The organism is Paeniglutamicibacter quisquiliarum (genome assembly GCF_019084045.1).
Taxonomy (GTDB): domain Bacteria; phylum Actinomycetota; class Actinomycetes; order Actinomycetales; family Micrococcaceae; genus Paeniglutamicibacter; species Paeniglutamicibacter quisquiliarum.
Genome location: NZ_JAHRED010000012.1, coordinates 1 through 17,244, shown reverse-complemented (window position 1 = coordinate 17,244; position 17,244 = coordinate 1). Strand labels below are relative to the sequence as shown.

The following is a 17,244-nucleotide window of genomic DNA, read 5'->3' as shown; positions in this document are numbered from 1 at the left end:
GGAGTTAGTGTGAAGCCAGGGAAGCGAGCTTGGCGGTGGCCAGCTGCGTGTAGAGCGCGGTACCGCGACCCAACACCGAATCGTCAAAACGTGCATACGGGGAGTGGTTGTAGGCGGCGGATGCACCATCCCCACCGGGAGCCAGCGCGGAGAGGAAGATGAAGGCGCCGGGAACCTCGTTCAGCACCCGGGAGAAGTCCTCCGAGCCGGCCAACGGACTGGCCATGGCGGCAAAGGAATCGGGCCCATAGAGTTCGCGCACCGCATCCGCCGCAAAATGCGTTTCCGCCTCGGTGTTGATCGTGGTGGGGTACTCGGTGCGGTATCCGACCTCAACCTCCAGCCCGTGGGCCCGGGCGATGCCCTGGAGCAGTGCGGGAACCGCGGCCTGGAGCTTCTCGTGGCTGGCGTTGCTGAAGGAACGGATGGTCGCCTCGAAGTAGGCGGTTTCCGGGATGATGTTGCGCACCGTTCCTGCCCGCAACACGCCAACGGAAATGACCACCGGGTCAAAGATGTCGAATTGGCGGGTGACCATGACCTGAAGGGCTGTCACCATTTCCGCGGCGGCAGTGACCGGGTCCTTGGCGGCGAAGGGTGCAGAGCCGTGCCCGCCGGCGCCGCGCACCGTCACGAACAATCCGTCGGACGCGCTCATCACCGCACCTGGCTTGGCGGTGAAGACGCCGGTGGATCCCATCGAGCTCATCACGTGCAGCCCGAAGGCCGCATCCACCTTCTTCCCGCTGGCCTCCAGCACGCCCTCGCGCACCATGTGGCCCGCCCCGTCCCAGCCTTCCTCGCCGGGCTGGAACATCAGCACCACGTCCCCTGCAAGGGAGTCGCGGCGTTCGGCCAACAGGGTTGCGGCTCCGGCCAACATCGCGGTGTGCATGTCATGCCCGCAGGCATGCATGGTGTCCCCGGTCTGCGAGGCGAATTCGACACCGGACTTTTCTGCCAGCGGCAGTCCGTCCATGTCACCGCGCAGCAGCACCGTCGGGCGCTCGCCGGCAGGCCCATTGGACGCTCCGCCGCGCAACACCGCCGTCACGGAGGTGAGGTCGGTTCCCAGGGAAATCTCATAGCCCAGGGGTTCAAGCCACTGCAACACACGCTCCTGGGTGCGCGGCAGCTGCAGCCCGATTTCGGGCTCGCGGTGCAGCGCATGGCGCAGGCGGGCGATCTCCGGAAGGAGTTCGCTTGCGTCCTGCAGGATTGCGGTGGTGGCAGTGCTCATGCCGTGTGGTCTCTTCCCAAGGGTCCAGCGCCCACCGATTGGTGCGCTGTATCACTATCGATCGTGGGGCACTGTCGGGATAATGGAGGAAGATTCACGGATAATTGCACAAGGTGGCCTTCAAACCACGATTTTGTGCGCACGCGAAAAAAGGGGTCCCGATGGAGCTGCCGGTCGAGGACCTGCAATTGGTGCATGCGCTGCAGATCGCGCCGCGGGCCAGCTGGGCCGAGCTGGGGTCGATCCTCGGGCGGCACCCCGCGACGATCTCCGCCCGCTGGACTCGGTTGCGCGAGGACCGCATGGCCTGGATCCTGGGGCACCTGGGCGGCCACCCCGAACAGCACTGCACCGCCTTCGTCGACGTCGTGGCTGATCCGGCACGGGTCGATGAGGCGCGCGTTGACCTCTGCGCGATCTCGGAGGTGCTCACGGTGGATGATGCGACCAGCAGTGCCGACTTCCGGCTCACCTGCCTGGCCGCCGACTGGCTCACCATGGCCCGGGAGGTGCTGCCGCGCATCCGCGGGGCCCGCGGCGTCCAACGCACCAAGGTCTCGCTGTGCACCAAGCTCTATGCCACCGGAAACGTATGGCGCCTGGATGTCCTGTCCCCCGCGCAGCAGGCCCAGCTGCAACGCCTCAACCAGCCACCGCTGGCGCAGCCGACTATCATCCCCGCCACGTTCTGGCCCATGCTCCGGGTGCTGATGCGCGATGGCCGGGCCACCGCCTCGGAGATCGCCCTGGCCACCGGCCAGCACCCCTCCACCACGGGCCGTGCGCTGAGAACCGCGTTGGAGACCGGCATGGTGACCATGCGTTGCGAACTGGCAAGCCACTACACCGGCTACCCGCTGACGGTGCAATGGTTCGCGAGGGTTCCAGCGGGCACTGCGGACACCGTTGCAGCCTTCCTGATGGAGCATCGGACGCTGCGCCTTTGCGCCTCAACCACGGGCGCGGCGAACATGACGTTCATGATGCAGCTGCGCACCCCGGCGGACATCGCCGACATCGAGGCCAGGCTCGCCGCCAAGGTCCCCGGTGTCGACATCATCGAGGCCTGCGTGGGCGTACATGCGTTCAAGCGCATGGGCTGGATGCTGGATCCGGAGGGGCGTCCCACCGGTGAGGTCGTCACCTGATCCGGGCCGGGAAGGGCCGCCTTAAGTGACGATTCCCCGGCCATCCCCCGAAACGGGGAATGGCCGGGGAATCGTTTCACGTCAACGAGGCGCCAGGTCCTAGTGCGCGTGCTCCGCTGCCGTGGCAGGGGCAGGCTCCTTGGCCTTGGTCAGGAAGAGCGCGATGACCACCATGCCCACGGCACAGACCGAAGCCACCAGGAAGCCGGCGGAGAACCCGTCGATCTGGGCCTGGATGGGATCCGTGCCGGCTGCGGCGCCTGCGCCGATCCGCGAGGCCAGGACTCCTACGAGCAATGCGGTGCCGGCCGCGCCGCCCAACTGCTGCAGGGTGGAAAGCACCGCGGAGCCGTGGGAGTGCAGCGAATGCGGCAGCGGGTTCAATGCCGTGGTGAACGCCGGGGTGAAGATCAGCGACAGGGCCAGGGACATGGTCAGGTGCAGGGCGATGATCACGCCGATGGCGGTCTCGGCGCCCAGCAGTTGCGAGTAGCCAAAGAGCACCAGGACCAGGATCACTGTCCCGGGAATCATCAGCGGGCGCGGGCCGACCCGGTCGAAGATCCGGCCCACGAACGGTGCCAGCAGGCCCATGAGCAGGCCGCCGGGCAGCAGCATCAGGCCGGTGGCAAGCGTGTCCAGGCCGCGCACGTTTTGCAGGTACATCGGCAGCAGGATGATCACGCCGAAGAGCGCCACCATGGCCAGCACCATCAGCGACAGCGACAGCGTGAACGGACGGTAGGTGAAGGTGCGCAGGTCAAGCAGCGCACGGTCCTTCTTTTGCAGGCGCAGCTGCAGCATCGTGAAGGCCACCAACGCGAGAACCGCGACCACCAGAATGCCCAGCGTCTGCGTATCCAGCCCGTTGGCCGAGAGGCGGCTGAGCCCGAAGACCAATCCGCCGAAGGCGGGGATGGAGAGGATCACCGAGGGAATCGACAGCGGCATGGTGGACGCCTCGGCAACCTTGTTCAACCGCGGTGCCCCGATAAACAGGGCGGCCAGGGCGATCGGCGCGACGATCAGGAACATGAAGCGCCAGTTCAGGAACTGCAGGATGAGTCCCGAAACCGTTGGGCCGATGGCCGGTGCCACGGAAATCACGATGGACACGTTGCCCATGATGACACCGCGCCGGTTGGCCGGCACCAGGTCAAGGACCGTGGTCATCAGCAGCGGCATCATGATCGCGGTGCCGGAGGCCTGGATGACGCGGGCGGCCAGCAACACGCCGAAGCCGGGGGCCGCGGCGGCCAGCAGCGTGCCCAGGGAGAACAGCCCCATGGCCAGCATGAACACCCCGCGGGTGCTGAAGCGCTGGAGCAGGAAGCCGGTGGCTGGGATGACCACTGCCATGGTGAGCATGAAGATTGTCGCAAGCCACTGGATGGCTTCCTCGCTGACCTGGAACTCGTGCATGAGCACCGGCAGCGCCACGTTCATGATCGTTTCGTTAAGGATCACCACGAACGCGGAAACGATCAGCACCGTGATGGTGGCCAGATCCTTGGGGTTGAGTTTGGTGCCGGTCACGGGTAGTGGCCTCTTCCATGAAAAGTGTGGATGGATGGTTCCGAACATTTCATTCTAGCTTCGGGGGCCCCCGGTTGATTCCCGGAAATGAAAAACATGCCATGAATTACACAACACGGTCCGCTACGTGGCCAGCCGACCCGCAGATGGGCCAAGATGGATGCATGAACGTTCGCACTCCGGATCCCAATCCCGGCTGGCTGTCCGACGAGGACCTCTATGAGGCCCGCGCCCGGCTGCCCATGCTCTACATCGAAGCCATCCCGGTGCGCCTGGATCCGCTCGGCTATGTCATGGAGATCGGCCTGCTGCTAACCGCCGATCCCGAGGGGCGGATGCTGCGCACCTTCGTCTCAGGCCGGGTGATGTACCGGGAGACCATCCGTGCGGCGCTGACCCGCCACATTGAAAAGGACCTGGGGCCCATGGCGATGCCGCAGCTGCCGCCGTGCCCGGCCCCCTTCACCGTGGCCGAGTACTTCCCGTCCCCCTCGGAGACCGGATTGACCGACGAACGGCAGCACGCGGTGGCCCTGGCCTACATCGTGCCGGTGCGCGGGGAATGCTCGCCGCGCCAGGACGCACTGGAACTGACCTGGCTCACGCCGGAGGAGGCGCTGAGCCCCAATATCCAGGAAGAGTTCGCCGGCGGTCGGGAAAACCTGGTCCGCCAGGCGCTCGCCCACGTCGGATACGTCCGCTGACAAGGTTCGGCGCCGCCTGCTAGCCGAGTTTGGGCAGCAGACGGCGCCGGAACCAGGCGCCGTAGACCGAACCGATCACCACCACCGCCATGCCGACCAGGGCGCCGATGATGGTCTCAAGCATCCGGTCGTAGAGCAGCGCAGTGTTCAGCCCCGTCCCGACGGAGACGCCCACCAGCGCCAGCGGGGTCACGAAGATCTGGGCCAGGAAATAGTTGCGGGCGATGAACATCTCGGCCGCGAACTGCAGCAGCCCGATCATGCCCAGCAGTACCCAAACGGGCGGCGCGAAGGCGATGACCGCCGCCATCAACACCAGACCGGTGACCGTGCCGAGGATGCGGTGGATGCCGCGGCGCACGCGGTGCCGGGTGGTGTGCCCCACCAGCGGCACGACCGCCGCCACCATGGCCCAGTAGCTATGCCCGGTGGACAGCGCGGGGGCCAGCAGGTTGGCAATGGAACCGGCCAGTCCCGCGGCGAGCAGGTACAGCAACGCCTCGTTCCAGATTGCAAGGCGCACCGTCCGAGACAGGGGTGCCGGGGCGGCGTGGGGCCCCCAGGAAGCACCCCTGGCAAAGAGCATCCCGGAAAAGCCGACAGCGACCGCGAACAGCACCGCCACCAGGGCGGCGGCCATGGATTCGGCCAACGGCGGCTGGTGCGGCATGGAGGCGATGGCCGCGAAGGCGAAGATGTGGAAGAGCGATCCGCCGGGGCGCAATTGCAGGAACCCGGTGACAACCGAACAGATGCCGGAAACCACGGTGGTCAGCCCCACGACCATCCAGGCACTCGACGCCGGGTCGTCGTGGTTGACCAGGTAGTGCGAGGACAGCGCGGCGGCGAGGATCACCGCGAGGAACAGGCCTCCGGCCTTGGCCTGGGCCACCAGACGGTTCGCGTAGCCGGGCACCCGGCCGTACACGCCGGTGAACGCGCCAAAGATCACGAACACCATCAGGTCCAGCCGGTCGATGGCCAACAGGCCAAAGAGCGGCACGAAGATGCCAATGGCCGTGCGCAACGCGATCCAGTGGTCGTTGTTTGACGGCCCCAGGGTCAGCAACCCCTCAATGTACTTGCCCATGCCCGTGGTTGATCGCCGCTCTCTTGGTCCCGCGCTGTCTGATGCCACCCTCCAACGCTACGCGGCGCATCGGCACGACGGCGGCTCTTGTGAGGGAACGAATAGTCCCTGGTGAGCCAAGGCACGCACCCCGTTTTGCCGCCCGGCCGGGGACATGCGGCACACTTGATAGGTGCCCAACGATTCTTTTGATGCCGCTGTACCCCATCCGCGCCAGTCCGACTTTTCCTTTGAGGTCGGCACCCGCCTGAGCAATGCCGACGGTTCGGCGTCAAACGGCCGCACCGGCGTTATCACGACCCCCCACGGGCAGATCAAGACCCCGGCGTTCATTGCCGTGGGCACCAAGGCCACGGTCAAGGCCGTCCTGCCCGAATCCGTGGCGCAGCTCGGCGCCCAGGCCGTGCTGGCCAACGCCTACCACCTCTACCTTCAGCCGGGCTCCGACATCCTCGATGCAGCCGGCGGACTGGGCAAGTTCATGAACTGGTCCGGACCCACCTTCACCGATTCGGGCGGATTCCAGGTCATGAGCCTGGGCTCGGGATTCAAGAAGGTCATCGACATGAAGTCCGTGGACCAGTCGGGCCCCGACGACGCGGTGGCCCCGGGCAAGGAACGCCTGGCCAACGTGGATGACGACGGCGTCTGGTTCAAGAGCCATATCGACGGCACCAAGCACCGTTTCTCCCCGGAGATCTCCATGAAGGTCCAGCACGAGATCGGCGCCGACATCATGTTCGCCTTCGACGAGCTGACCACCCTCCAGAATTCCCGCGGCTACCAGGTCGAGTCGCTCGAGCGCACCCGGCTGTGGGCGCAGCGCTGCGTGGCGGAGCACTTCAACCTCACGGATTCCCGTATAGGCAAGGACTACCAGGCGCTCTTCGGCGTGATCCAGGGCGCCCAGTACGAGGACCTGCGCCGTCAGGCCTGCCGGGACCTGGGGGCCATGGCCTTTGACGGCTTCGGCATCGGCGGGGCACTGGAGAAGGAGAACCTGGGCACCATCGTGGGCTGGTGCGCCGAGGAACTTCCCGAGAACAAGCCGCGGCACCTGCTGGGCATCTCCGAACCCGATGACATCTTCACCGCCATCGAGAACGGGGCGGACACCTTCGATTGCGTCTCCCCCACCCGGGTGGCCCGCAACTCGGCGTTCTACACCCCGCACGGCCGCTTCAACCTCTCGGGGCAGCGCTACAAGAGGGATTTCACGCCCTTGTCCGAGGAATGCGACTGCTACACCTGCCAGAACTACACCCGTGCCTACATCCACCACATGTTCAAGGCCAAGGAACTGATCAGCCACACGCTGATCTCCATCCACAACGAGCGTTTCGTGGTGAAGATGGTCGACGACGCCCGGCTGGCCATCGAGGACGGCACCTTCCACGAGCTCAAGGAACGGGTCATGTCCCGCTACTACGCCGGGGCCCCCGATCCCCAGGGGTTGGAGACCGTCGCGGTCTGATCGTGGCGGCGGGACCCTAGCCCGCCGTTTCGGGGCGCCTTGACCGCAGCCTGCGCACCCCGATGAACAGCAGCACGGCCAGGCCCGCCGCGGCCACGAGCACCAGCACGGGAAGGGCGATGGCCAGCAGGCTCAGTCCCAGCGAGGCCCCGTCCTCCGCGGTGCTCACCACCGGGGCCGCGACCCCGGCCGTTCCCATGTTCAGCAGCGGCCTCGACCCGGACTTGAGCAGGTGGAAGACCAACGCGATCACCGCGCCAATGAGAAGCGGCACCCACTGTGCCGAGCCGAAGGTGTTCCCGGGGTCGGACACGGCCACGGTTTCGGCGCCCACGCCGGAGGCGAAGACGAGTCCCCCGGAAGCCGGGCGCACCACCGTTTGCAGCGCGTCGTTGACCGAGTCGACCAGCGGGATCTTGTCGGCGACGACCTCGATGAGCAGCAGCACCGCAAGGATGCCCAGGGCCCAGCCGTTGGAGAGCCAGCCCCAGCCGTCCGGCAGCGCCACCCACGAGGTGAAGCGGTTGAGCAGCCCCAGAACCAGCAGGGGGATGTATGCGTTCAGTCCCGCGGCCGAGCTCAGCCCGGCGGCCGTGAGTAGTTCCATGTGCCCAGACTAGGCCCAGCCGCGGTGCAAGTGCCGCAACGTGCCGGTGGCATTTTGGCCGAAGCTCCGCCGCGGAAAGGATGCGCACTGGGTCGCACAGCGCATCCACCCACGGGAAGGCATCGAAAGAGGCGGTGGCCCTTCGCCACGCACAGGCGAAGGGCCACCGCCCCCGAAAATGTTTTGCCGCGTGCCTACGCAGGGGTTCCCGGCGTCGCGGCCTGCAGCTCGTAGCTGGGCTCGCGGCGCTTGAACCAGCGGATGACAAGCGTTGTCACCGGCACGAAGAGGAACTCCACCGCCGTCTTGTAGACGAATCCGACCAGTACGTAGTTGGCGAACGTGGGCAGGTCCGTGATGCCGATGACGGTGGCGGCGATCGAACAGAAGATCAGCGTGTCGGCGAATTCGCCCACCCCGGTCGAGCCCATCAGGCGGCCCACCAGGCCGCGTTCGCCGAATCGTTCCTTCATCTTCACCAGGACCCAGGAGTTCAGGGTCTGCCCCACCAGGAAGCCGAGCAGCGAGGCCAGGACGATGAGCCAGACCGGGCCCAGCGTGCGTTCGAGGGCCGCCTGCCCGTCATACCATTCGGCCGCGGGCAGGTGGATCATGATCCAGAAACACAGCGTCGAGAAGGCCGCCAGCGCAAAGGTGGTGACGATGGCCCGCCGGGCAACCTTGAATCCGTAGACCTCGGAAATGACATCACCGAGGATGTAGGCCAGCGGGAAGAGGAAGAATCCGCCGTCGGTGACGATGGGGCCGAAGGTGACTCCCTTGGCCGCACCGACGTTGGAAAGGATGACCACGACGGCCATCAGTGCAAGCACGGTTGAAAAGTAGTGGCTCCCCGCAGACGCAAAAACGGCGCGCGATGCCTTCGGACGTTGTGTAGTTGAGGCGCTGTTTTCGCCCATGGTGATTCCCAATCGAAGAAGTGGTTCGCCAAGCCGATCCCGGAGCAACGATTTCCGCCGCGGTCGACGCATGGGGGGAAATCGGGGCCGTGGGGACCACTCGCTGTATTAGCACTTGAGATCCAAGTATCCCATGTCTTCCCGGCCGCCGTTTTGGCATTTTTGCATTCCCGGGGTCCTCCCGGGCGGTCCCGACCGGCATTTCACCGCCCACGGCCCGGAAATCGCAGTTTTGAACATGTTCAAAAATGGCTATGATGGACACTGACGCCGAGTGCGGAAGGGAGCGCCATGAGGAAGCCGACGGCAAAGAGCGCCCAGACCCGACAGCTGCTGCTGGACACGGCCATGGAGCTCTTCGCCACCAAGGGGTTCGCCGGGACCACGATGCGCTCAATTGCCACGGAATCCGGGCTTTCCCTGGGCAACGCCTACTACTATTTCGAGTCCAAGGACTCCATCGTCCACGAGCTGTTCCGGGAACTGCTCGAGGAGCACCGCGGGGCCACGTGGCCGCTGTTGGTGCCGGGAAACAACCTGGAGACGAACCTGCGCATTGCCTTGGACAAGGCCCTGGAAATCATGTCGCCTTTCCACGAGTTCGGGCCTGCGTTTATCCGCACGGCCTTCGCCGGATCCAACGCGGAACTCGGCCATGTCCAGCGAGCCCTCGAACTTGGCCTGTGGCGGCAGGTGGTGGCAGCCAGCAGGCCCCTGCCCCCGATGGCCATCCGCACGGATCTCCCCCAGCTGCTGTGGCTGATTCAACGGGGCATTTTCCTTTTCTGGGCGTATGACACCTCCCCCGGTGCCGGACGCAGCCATCGGCTCATCAAGAACGTCGCCCCGGTGGTCGCCCGTCTGGTCGTGCTCTCGCGCATGCCCGTTGTCCGCAGCATTCTCGATGACGTCCTATCACTGGTGCGCGCCGCGTCCTGACCCAAGCGGCCCCCGTATTGGCACACTGCCCAACGTGCCCCGGAATCCGCCGCCGCAGGCGTAGAGTCGGTCTTGACCCCTTGCGAGGGGCGCGAAAGCGCAACGGCCACCACGGATCGGCACGCTTTTGGCGTCCCAAGTCGTTTGTCCCTTGCCGTCCTTGGAACAGGAGCCGCCAGATGCCATTCGAGTCCACAAGCCTCCCCCCGTGGGTCCGCTCCTTTGCCCTGCTTCGCGACCGCACGGTCGTCCGTGACGAATCGGGACGACTGCAAAGCCGCTCCGAAGACGGAAGCAACCACGAAATCACCTGTGCCTGGCCCACGCCGGAGGGGCTCCCAGCCCTGCTGGGCGACCCCAACCTAACGGAGCACCGAGGACAAACGAGGCTGACATTCCTGGGCGCCCCCGACGAGGCGGTCGTCCGGGAACTTACCTCGCGGGGCTGGAGCCTGAGCGATCGGCGCGTACTGCTGGTCGCCCTGGCCAGCGACGTGGAGCAAGTGGTGTCGCTGCCGGAAACGGCAACCCTCTTCGAGGCCCCCATGGACGACTATGACGTGGTCGAAATTGCAGATTTCGATGCCCCGGCAGGCAGGGGACGGATCCGCTTCGGTGAGGGCTTTGCCCTGCTCGGCGATCCGAGCATCACCGCAACCTCGAACGTCGAGCAATTCCGTGCCGCGATCCTGGCGAACCTTGCTGCCATGGCGGACGGCCAGGGGCTGCCGGTCCTTTTCATGGTCACCAACGCGGACACCGCCGCCGGAACGCGCGCCGAGCGCGCAGCCGGCTGGTCCAACGCGACGCAACTGACCACCTTCACCAAGGCATAGTCTGCGCCCGGCCTGCCCGGCACGGGCCGTGCGCTCGCGTGCGGGTCGGCGGGTGCGGGAAACCACCCTAAAATGAATGCATGACTTCTGCCTCCACCGGGATCCGTCCCGCCGTTACCCTGACCATCGCCGGCTCCGAAGCAACCGGTGGCGCCGGCGCCCAGGCCGACCTCAAGACCTTCCAGGAACTGGGAACCTACGGGATCGTCGCATTGACCTGCATCGTCTCCTTCAATCCGAAGGACAACTGGAACCACCGCTTCGTGCCGGTCGAGGCGCAGGTGATCGCCGACCAGCTCGAGGCGATCCAGACCTGCTACGCCGACGACCTGAAGACCGTCAAGCTCGGCATGATGGGCTCGCCCGCCACCATCGACACGGTGGCGGCCGCGCTGAAGGACCAGGCATGGGACAACGTCGTGCTGGACCCGGTGCTGATCTGCAAGGGCCAGGAGCCGGGCCACGCCCTGGACACCGACGAGGCCCTGAAAACGAACCTGCTGCCGCTGGCCACATTCGTCACGCCCAACCACTTTGAGGCAGAGTCCCTCTCCGGGATGAGCATCAACAACGTCGAGGACCTGGCCGAGGCCGCCAAGAAGATCCACGCGATCTCCGGCGCGGCGGTGCTGGCCAAGGGCGGAATCCGCTTGGCCGGCAGCGAGGCCGTGGATGTGTTCTACGACGGCGAGACCCTCGAAGTGCTTTCGGCCCCGAAGGTCGGCGAAGTCGCCGTGTCGGGTGCCGGATGTTCGCTTGCCGCGGCCATCACCGCCGAGCTGGCCAAGGGCGAGACGCCGCTGCAGGCCGCACGCAACGCCAAGGCCTTTGTCACCGAGGGCATCAAGAACCGCGTTTCCTCCGCAGCCCCCTTCGACGCTTTGTGGCAGGGTGGCGCACGCTAGGGTTCAACGCCCCCACATTCGGTAAAACGCTGGTCCCGTGCACGCACGGGACCAGCGTTTATTGCGTTTTCCCCGGAAACGCTTCCGAAGCACAGGCACTCTGCCCGCGGGATGCTGCGGTGGCGTCCTTGCCCGATGCCAACCGCACCTTCCCGCGCGCAGTGCCGGCGCTACGGGCGGTGAGACTCCCCAAGAGATTCACCGACTGCACACAGGCTATCGATCGCTTCCGACACTTTGCCGCCGGGGCACGGAAACCTTACTGGTCACGGCGCCGCGGACGATGGGCAAGCCGGGCCGCGGGCCTTCCCGCCGGGTTTCAGGCAATTGCCAAGACATTTTTCGATAATTCTCAAACAACCCCTTGATATGTGCCGCGACTCACATAGTATGTGGCGTGGGACGGGCCCCGATAAGCGGTCAGGGGATTCTTCCCGCACCACTCTCACCTGAATCAAGGAGAACCATGTCCAACCCGCGTCGTCACAGACTTGCGCGGACGATCTTGGCTTCGGCCTCGGGGCTTGCCCTGGCCGTCACCATGTCCGTCCCTTCCCTTGCGGCACCTCCCACGATCGACCCTGCACCGGGTGCGGATTCGCCGTCCCTCGGCGGCCTTGCCCCCAAGGCACTGAAGAACCTGAAGGTCTCCGGGCCCCTGGCCCTGGCCAAGGGCGAGGTCTCCGTCTACGTGCAGTTCGAGGGCGAAGGCGCCTTCGAGGCCACCCAGCCGGACAGCGCCAAGGCCCCCCGCGGCAAATCGGTCAAGAACCCCGCCAAGGTCAAGGAAATCCGCGCCGGCATCACGGCCAAGGGCAAGGCCGCGGCCAAGGCCGCCAAGGCCGACGTCATATACACGACCACCAACTCCCTTCCGGGAGTGGCGCTGCGCGGGGACGCCGAGGCCTTGCGTGCCTTGGCCTCGCGCTCCGACGTCAAGAAGATCACCGCGATCGTGCCCAAGACGCAGGAGAACAAGAACGCCGACATCGACACCCGCGCCCTCGAGGCGTGGACCACGCTGCAGGAGACCGGCGAGGGTATCCGGATCGCGGTGCTGGACACCGGCATCGACTACACGCACGCCGGCTTCGGCGGCCCCGGCACGCTCCAGGCCTACACCGAGGCACAGTCCTCCAACGACCTGCCGGCCGCGGACTCCGGGCTCTACGACCCGGCCAAGTTCATCGGCGGCTGGGACCTGGTGGGCGACGACTACAACGCCGACCCGAGCGCACCCGACTACCAGCCGGTCCCACATCCCGATTCCAACCCGCTGGACTGCGCCGCGGCCGGACACGGCACCCACGTCGCCGGATCGGCCGCCGGCTTCGGAGTGAATGCCGACGGAACCACGTTCGACGGGGACTACACCACGCTCACCGCCGACGAGGTGGCGGGCATGCGCATCGGCCCGGGCAGCGCCCCCGAGGCCTCGCTCGTCGGCATCCGCGTCTTCGGCTGCGGCGGCTCCTCCGCCGTGGTCGGGCAGGCCCTGGACTTCGTCCTGGACCCCAACAACGACGGCAACTTCGATGACCGCGCCCAGGTCGTGAACATGTCACTCGGTTCGGACCACGCACCCGCGGACGACCCGGAAAACGACATCGTCAACGCACTGACGGATCTCGGCATCCTCTCGGTCGTGGCCTCCGGCAACGCCGGGGACGTCACCGACGTCGGCGGCTCGCCGGGCAACGCCCGCTCCTCGCTGACGGTGGCCAACTCCGTGGCATCCAGGGTCACCCTCGACGGCATCACCGTCAACGCACCGGCGGAAGCCGCAGGAAACGCCGCCGGCCAATACTCGGCCAACTTCAACTACACCGCAGCCGACCCGGCAACGCTGACCGGCGACGTCGTCATGGCACCGGAATCAAACGCCTTCGGCTGCTCCGCCTTCGAGCCCGGTTCCCTGACCGGCAAATGGGTCTGGCTGCAGTGGAGCGAGAACCTCGAGTTCCCCTGTGGCTCGGGCACCCGCTTCAACAACGCCGAGGCCGCAGGCGCCACCGGCGTCATCCTCGACTCCGAGGTCTCGGTCTTCGAGGCCGGCATCGCCGGCAACGCCACGATTCCGGGCGCCCAGTTCACCAAGGCCCACTCTGACCGGCTCCGCCCCTTCGCCGAGGCCGGAACGCTGAACCTCACCCTTGACCCGGCCCTGGTCGGCACGGCCGCGGCCGAATCCGGTCTCGGAGACACCCTGAATTCCTCCTCCTCGCGCGGCGTACACGGCTCGGAGGGCATCGTGAAGCCCGACGTCGCCGCCCCCGGAACACTCATCGGATCGGTCGGCGTCGGAACCGGCACCGGCCCGGCCGTCATGTCCGGCACCTCCATGGCAACCCCGCACACCGCGGGCATTGCCGCCCTGGTGGCGGGAAGCGGCGACTACACCGCACTGCAGGTCAAGTCGATCGTGATGAACACCGCGGCGGTGGACATCCTGGCCGCCAACGGCAAGGCCTACGGCCCCAACCGCGTCGGTTCCGGCCGGGTCGTGGCGGATGCCGCGATCAGCACGCCGGCCTACGCCTTTGCCACGGCAGACCCGGATCTGACCACCGTGGTCTTCGGGGTTGTCGAGGTGGACAAGACCAAGTACAAGGCGGCAAAGTCCATCACCGTGGTCAACAAGTCCGACGAGACCCAGACCTACAACGTGAAGTACGTCCCGGCCACCGAGATCCCGGGCGCGAGCTACAGCCTGGACCGCAGCAAGGTCACCCTCACGGCCGGGGCCAGCACCCAGGTCAAGGTCACCCTGAACGTGGATGCCCGCAAGTACGCCAAGACCATCGACCCGACCATGGACCGGACGCAGCTTGGCCTGCCGCGGGCCTGGGTCGCCGATGTCTCGGGCCGCGTGGAGCTGAGCAGCTCCAGCGCGCCGACGCTGCGCGTCCCGGTCCATGCGGCACCGAAGCTGGTGTCCGACATGGCGGCAAAGAGCATCAAGCTCGCCGCCGGCGCCACCTCCGGCACCATCGACCTTGCCGGCGATGACATCCGCGCAGGATCCGGCGACACCCAGGTGGTTTCGCTGGTTTCCGCCTTCGAGCACGGCGCCTCCTCGGACCGCCTGCCCGACAGCGCCGACGAGGTTCCCGGTGCCCGGGAGATGGACCTGCAGCACGTCGGTGCCGCCTCCACGGCACCCACTGCGGGAGCGGCCGACGGCCTGCTCAACTTCGGTGTCAGCACCTGGGGGAACTGGGCCCACCTGGCCGGCGCCACCGAGGTCGACATCGAGATCGACACCAACGGCGACGGGGTGGCCGACTTCGTCACCTTCAACACCTACGTCGACGAACTTGATGCCGACCTGGTGGCCACCTACAGCCTGCAGTCCTTCGAGCAGGTGGATCTGCAGCTGCTCAACGGGCTGACCGGTGATGTCGATTCCAACACCTTCGACACCAACGTGGCAGGCTTCCCGGTGTCCCTGGCGGCCCTGGGCCTGGAGGGGTCAAGCGCCCCGATTTCCTACCGCGTGAGCACGTATTCCTTCTACAACTCCGATGATTCCGGTGCCCTGGCCCCGGTGGACGAGACCGATTGGATCGGCTTCAATGCGATCGCCCCGGAATTGTCCTTCGCCGGTGCCGGAACCGTGTTTGCCGACCTCGACAAGAACAAGCTGACCGCCACCATCGCCTCGGCGACCACGGACGCCAAGGCACTGTTCCTGCACCTGCACAACGCCTCGGGCAACCGCGCCCAGGTGGTGGATGTCCAGGTGCGCAACTAACACGCAGTAACCATGCCGGGTGGAGACTCGGCACCCAGGGCGCGGTCCGGGGTTTGGGCAGTGGATTTCCTTTCACTCCCCTTCCCCCGGGCCGCGCCCTTCCGGTTGCCGGCGGTACCCGGGGCCAGGCTCGGACCCATTGATGATGTGCCGGTCTTCGAGGCCCTGCCCCGGCAGCTTCCCGCCGGTTCGGTGGCAGCCCACCGCGGCCCCGGAGTCGGCGCCCGGACGCACGTTTCCGGTCCCGACGAGCCATTGCCGGCCTTCAGCGTGACCAGGACGTTCATCGCCGCCGGCGTCCTGCGTGCCGTCGATGCCGGGCTGCTCACGCTCGCCGACCCTCTGGCCGCAAGCCAGGACCTTCCGGGGCCCCGTTCTCCACGCCCGCGGACCTGCTTGGCTTCGGAGACCCCTTTTCCGACTCCACCCCGTTGTTCAACTCGGCACTGTCCCCCGCCGCGCGCGCGGCGTTCCTGGACTCGGTTCCCGCCCCGGCGGCGGCGCCTTGGCGCGAACCACACTACGGTGCAGGGGTCATGGTCGACCGTCGGCTGCGGATCCGGGGCCACGGCGGTGCGGTACCGGCTACCGCGCTCATTTGTCCCGGCACCACGGACTTCAGCCCGGAATCCGCCCTGGTTTCCCTGTTGGGTTCGGCAGGCTGAGGGGCCCAGCCAACTGGCGGCTGGGCCTCTTGCCGCGCCTCTAGCGTTCTTCCTTGACCCGGAGCACGTGCAGCGCCGCGGCGTCGATAATGCGGGCAAACTCAGGGTCCTTGCCCGCCTTGGAATACAACGCACCGGCGATGGCCGGCATGTTTCCGGCGTCGACGCAGAGCATCATGGTTCCCCCGGCCTCGAAGAAGCGCACGGCACGGGTGCCATGGCCCCAGGGTCCCAGCTGCGCGGCGTCGCACAAGTCGTCCGAAACGATGATTCCGTTAAACCCGAGGTCCTCGCGCAGCATCCCGCGCATGATGGTCGAGGAGAACGGGGCAATGTTCTTGGCATCGATCTTGGAGTAGCGGGCGTTCGAGACCATCACCCAGTCGTTGCCGGCGGCGATGCCTTCACGGAACGGCTTGAGATAGGCGTCGTCCCTGGTGGTTTGGCTGTCGGTGACATCCTTTGCGACGTCGGTGTTCTTGGTGACGCGTCCGAGGCCCGGGAAATGCTTGATGACGGGGTCCACGCCTGCCGCCAGCATCCCGGCGGAGAAGGCCCGGGAAGCGGCCGAGACGGTCCGCGGGTTGTATCCGTATTCGCGTTTCCAGTAGCCGATCGGCCCGTTGGAGGGGGCGAAGGAGGCCGACGGTACGGTGTCGGCCACCGGGGCCAGATTGACGTTGATTCCCGCCGCGGCCAGTTCCTTGCCCCAGTCGGCGGCTCGCTCGCGCAGCGTCCCGGCGGCCCAGCCGCCCTGGGTCAGGGCGGCCGGCAACGAGGAGAAGCCGCTGCCCTTCAGGACCTGGACGGAACCGCCTTCCTGGTCCGTGGCCACGAACGGGTCAACGTCCGCCGACAAGGCCTTGGAGATGGTTGATTCGACCCGTTCAACTGCCGCCGCCGTGGCTTCGGTCCCGGCGCTGCTTCGGCCCTTCAGAAAGAAGTTCCCCAGCTCGTGGTCGGCGATGATCGCGCGGTCGGCCGCGCTGCTGCCGGTTGCCGGGAAGCCAACCATGAGGACTTGGCCGATTCTTTCCTTGAGGCCCATTGACGCGAGCGTTTTTTCGGCGGCGCCTTGCTCCGGTGTCGGTGTGGGCCGGGTGCTAGGTGCCGCCGACGATGGTTGGCTTGGGCCTGGGGCCGCCGATGGCGCCGGGGACGAAGAAGACGCGGTGCTTCCGGGCGCCGAAATGCCCGGGGTGCTTGTGGGGGCGGGCGCAGGGTTCGGGGCACAACCGGCCAACGCCAGAGCGGGAAGGAACACCAGCGGGAGTATCCTGCGGCGCAGGGAAGTCGTTGCTCGTGAATTGCTCATGGTGCGCAGCCTCTCTTCTCCAACATCTTCAGCGTGCCAGAAAAAAGGCGGGACGGGGCATTTGAACCCACAAATCGTGACGAGACACTCGTCGCCTTCCGGGTCGGCGCG

General features: G+C 66.6%; 14 protein-coding genes. 8 read left to right on the top strand and 6 right to left on the bottom strand.

What is annotated here, in order from left to right; translation table 11 throughout:
• Window positions 1–4 precede the first annotated feature (4 nt).
• On the bottom strand, window positions 5–1,240 hold the full coding sequence (locus KRR55_RS17680; RefSeq protein ID WP_217390640.1) for a M20 metallopeptidase family protein: 1,236 nt from the start codon (window positions 1,238–1,240) through the stop codon (window positions 5–7).
• 161 nt (window positions 1,241–1,401) lie between these two features.
• Here KRR55_RS17680 and KRR55_RS17675 point away from each other — a divergent pair, with 161 nt between their 5' ends.
• Complete coding sequence (locus tag KRR55_RS17675; protein WP_217390639.1) at window positions 1,402–2,388, top strand: Lrp/AsnC family transcriptional regulator; 987 nt, start codon at window positions 1,402–1,404, stop codon at window positions 2,386–2,388.
• A 99-nt stretch (window positions 2,389–2,487) separates the two neighbouring features.
• Here the strand turns inward: KRR55_RS17675 and KRR55_RS17670 are convergent, their stop codons facing one another.
• Complete coding sequence (locus tag KRR55_RS17670; protein WP_336245162.1) at window positions 2,488–3,924, bottom strand: DHA2 family efflux MFS transporter permease subunit; 1,437 nt, start codon at window positions 3,922–3,924, stop codon at window positions 2,488–2,490.
• A 164-nt stretch (window positions 3,925–4,088) separates the two neighbouring features.
• Here KRR55_RS17670 and KRR55_RS17665 point away from each other — a divergent pair, with 164 nt between their 5' ends.
• Window positions 4,089–4,628: an NUDIX hydrolase family protein gene (locus tag KRR55_RS17665; RefSeq protein ID WP_217390637.1), complete on the top strand. Its 540-nt coding sequence runs from the start codon at window positions 4,089–4,091 to the stop codon at window positions 4,626–4,628.
• Between the two features lie 19 nt (window positions 4,629–4,647).
• Here the strand turns inward: KRR55_RS17665 and KRR55_RS17660 are convergent, their stop codons facing one another.
• Window positions 4,648–5,718 carry an FUSC family protein gene (locus KRR55_RS17660; protein ID WP_217390636.1) on the bottom strand — a complete coding sequence of 357 codons (1,071 nt, stop codon included), beginning with the start codon at window positions 5,716–5,718 and terminating at the stop codon, window positions 4,648–4,650.
• 172 nt (window positions 5,719–5,890) lie between these two features.
• Here KRR55_RS17660 and tgt point away from each other — a divergent pair, with 172 nt between their 5' ends.
• Window positions 5,891–7,192: a tRNA guanosine(34) transglycosylase Tgt gene (gene tgt / locus KRR55_RS17655; RefSeq protein WP_217390635.1), complete on the top strand. Its 1,302-nt coding sequence runs from the start codon at window positions 5,891–5,893 to the stop codon at window positions 7,190–7,192.
• A 16-nt stretch (window positions 7,193–7,208) separates the two neighbouring features.
• Here the strand turns inward: tgt and KRR55_RS17650 are convergent, their stop codons facing one another.
• Window positions 7,209–7,799 carry a DUF4126 domain-containing protein gene (locus tag KRR55_RS17650; protein WP_217390634.1) on the bottom strand — a complete coding sequence of 197 codons (591 nt, stop codon included), beginning with the start codon at window positions 7,797–7,799 and terminating at the stop codon, window positions 7,209–7,211.
• A gap of 194 nt (window positions 7,800–7,993) precedes the next feature.
• Complete coding sequence (locus KRR55_RS17645) at window positions 7,994–8,719, bottom strand: queuosine precursor transporter (RefSeq protein ID WP_217390633.1); 726 nt, start codon at window positions 8,717–8,719, stop codon at window positions 7,994–7,996.
• Between the two features lie 291 nt (window positions 8,720–9,010).
• On the opposite strand from KRR55_RS17645, the gene KRR55_RS17640 reads away from it, so the two are divergent.
• The 5 genes from KRR55_RS17640 to KRR55_RS17620 all read left to right on the top strand — a co-directional run bounded on the left by KRR55_RS17640 (window position 9,011) and on the right by KRR55_RS17620 (window position 15,818).
• Window positions 9,011–9,658 (top strand): TetR/AcrR family transcriptional regulator, encoded by a 648-nt coding sequence (locus tag KRR55_RS17640; protein WP_217390632.1) that lies wholly within the window; start codon window positions 9,011–9,013, stop codon window positions 9,656–9,658.
• Between the two features lie 179 nt (window positions 9,659–9,837).
• Complete coding sequence (locus KRR55_RS17635; RefSeq protein ID WP_217390631.1) at window positions 9,838–10,494, top strand: hypothetical protein; 657 nt, start codon at window positions 9,838–9,840, stop codon at window positions 10,492–10,494.
• An 80-nt stretch (window positions 10,495–10,574) separates the two neighbouring features.
• Window positions 10,575–11,399 (top strand): bifunctional hydroxymethylpyrimidine kinase/phosphomethylpyrimidine kinase, encoded by an 825-nt coding sequence (gene thiD / locus KRR55_RS17630; protein WP_217390630.1) that lies wholly within the window; start codon window positions 10,575–10,577, stop codon window positions 11,397–11,399.
• Between the two features lie 466 nt (window positions 11,400–11,865).
• On the top strand, window positions 11,866–15,153 hold the full coding sequence (locus KRR55_RS17625; RefSeq protein ID WP_217390629.1) for a S8 family peptidase: 3,288 nt from the start codon (window positions 11,866–11,868) through the stop codon (window positions 15,151–15,153).
• A 431-nt stretch (window positions 15,154–15,584) separates the two neighbouring features.
• A complete protein-coding gene (locus KRR55_RS17620; RefSeq protein ID WP_217390628.1) occupies window positions 15,585–15,818 on the top strand; it encodes a hypothetical protein in 234 nt (77 codons plus the stop codon).
• A gap of 40 nt (window positions 15,819–15,858) precedes the next feature.
• Here the strand turns inward: KRR55_RS17620 and KRR55_RS17615 are convergent, their stop codons facing one another.
• A complete protein-coding gene (locus KRR55_RS17615; RefSeq protein ID WP_254456371.1) occupies window positions 15,859–16,866 on the bottom strand; it encodes a glycoside hydrolase family 3 N-terminal domain-containing protein in 1,008 nt (335 codons plus the stop codon).
• Window positions 16,867–17,244: the final 378 nt, after the last annotated feature.

Coding starts and splice junctions, on each gene's coding strand:
- KRR55_RS17650 (WP_217390634.1), bottom strand. CDS start 7,799: ATGGAACTACTCACGGCCGCCGGGCTGAGCTCGGCCGCGGGACTGAAC.
- KRR55_RS17640 (WP_217390632.1), top strand. CDS start 9,011: ATGAGGAAGCCGACGGCAAAGAGCGCCCAGACCCGACAGCTGCTGCTG.
- thiD (WP_217390630.1), top strand. CDS start 10,575: ATGACTTCTGCCTCCACCGGGATCCGTCCCGCCGTTACCCTGACCATC.
- KRR55_RS17675 (WP_217390639.1), top strand. CDS start 1,402: ATGGAGCTGCCGGTCGAGGACCTGCAATTGGTGCATGCGCTGCAGATC.
- KRR55_RS17680 (WP_217390640.1), bottom strand. CDS start 1,240: ATGAGCACTGCCACCACCGCAATCCTGCAGGACGCAAGCGAACTCCTT.
- KRR55_RS17660 (WP_217390636.1), bottom strand. CDS start 5,718: ATGGGCAAGTACATTGAGGGGTTGCTGACCCTGGGGCCGTCAAACAAC.
- KRR55_RS17615 (WP_254456371.1), bottom strand. CDS start 16,866: ATGGGCCTCAAGGAAAGAATCGGCCAAGTCCTCATGGTTGGCTTCCCG.
- KRR55_RS17625 (WP_217390629.1), top strand. CDS start 11,866: ATGTCCAACCCGCGTCGTCACAGACTTGCGCGGACGATCTTGGCTTCG.
- KRR55_RS17645 (WP_217390633.1), bottom strand. CDS start 8,719: ATGGGCGAAAACAGCGCCTCAACTACACAACGTCCGAAGGCATCGCGC.
- KRR55_RS17665 (WP_217390637.1), top strand. CDS start 4,089: ATGAACGTTCGCACTCCGGATCCCAATCCCGGCTGGCTGTCCGACGAG.
- KRR55_RS17635 (WP_217390631.1), top strand. CDS start 9,838: ATGCCATTCGAGTCCACAAGCCTCCCCCCGTGGGTCCGCTCCTTTGCC.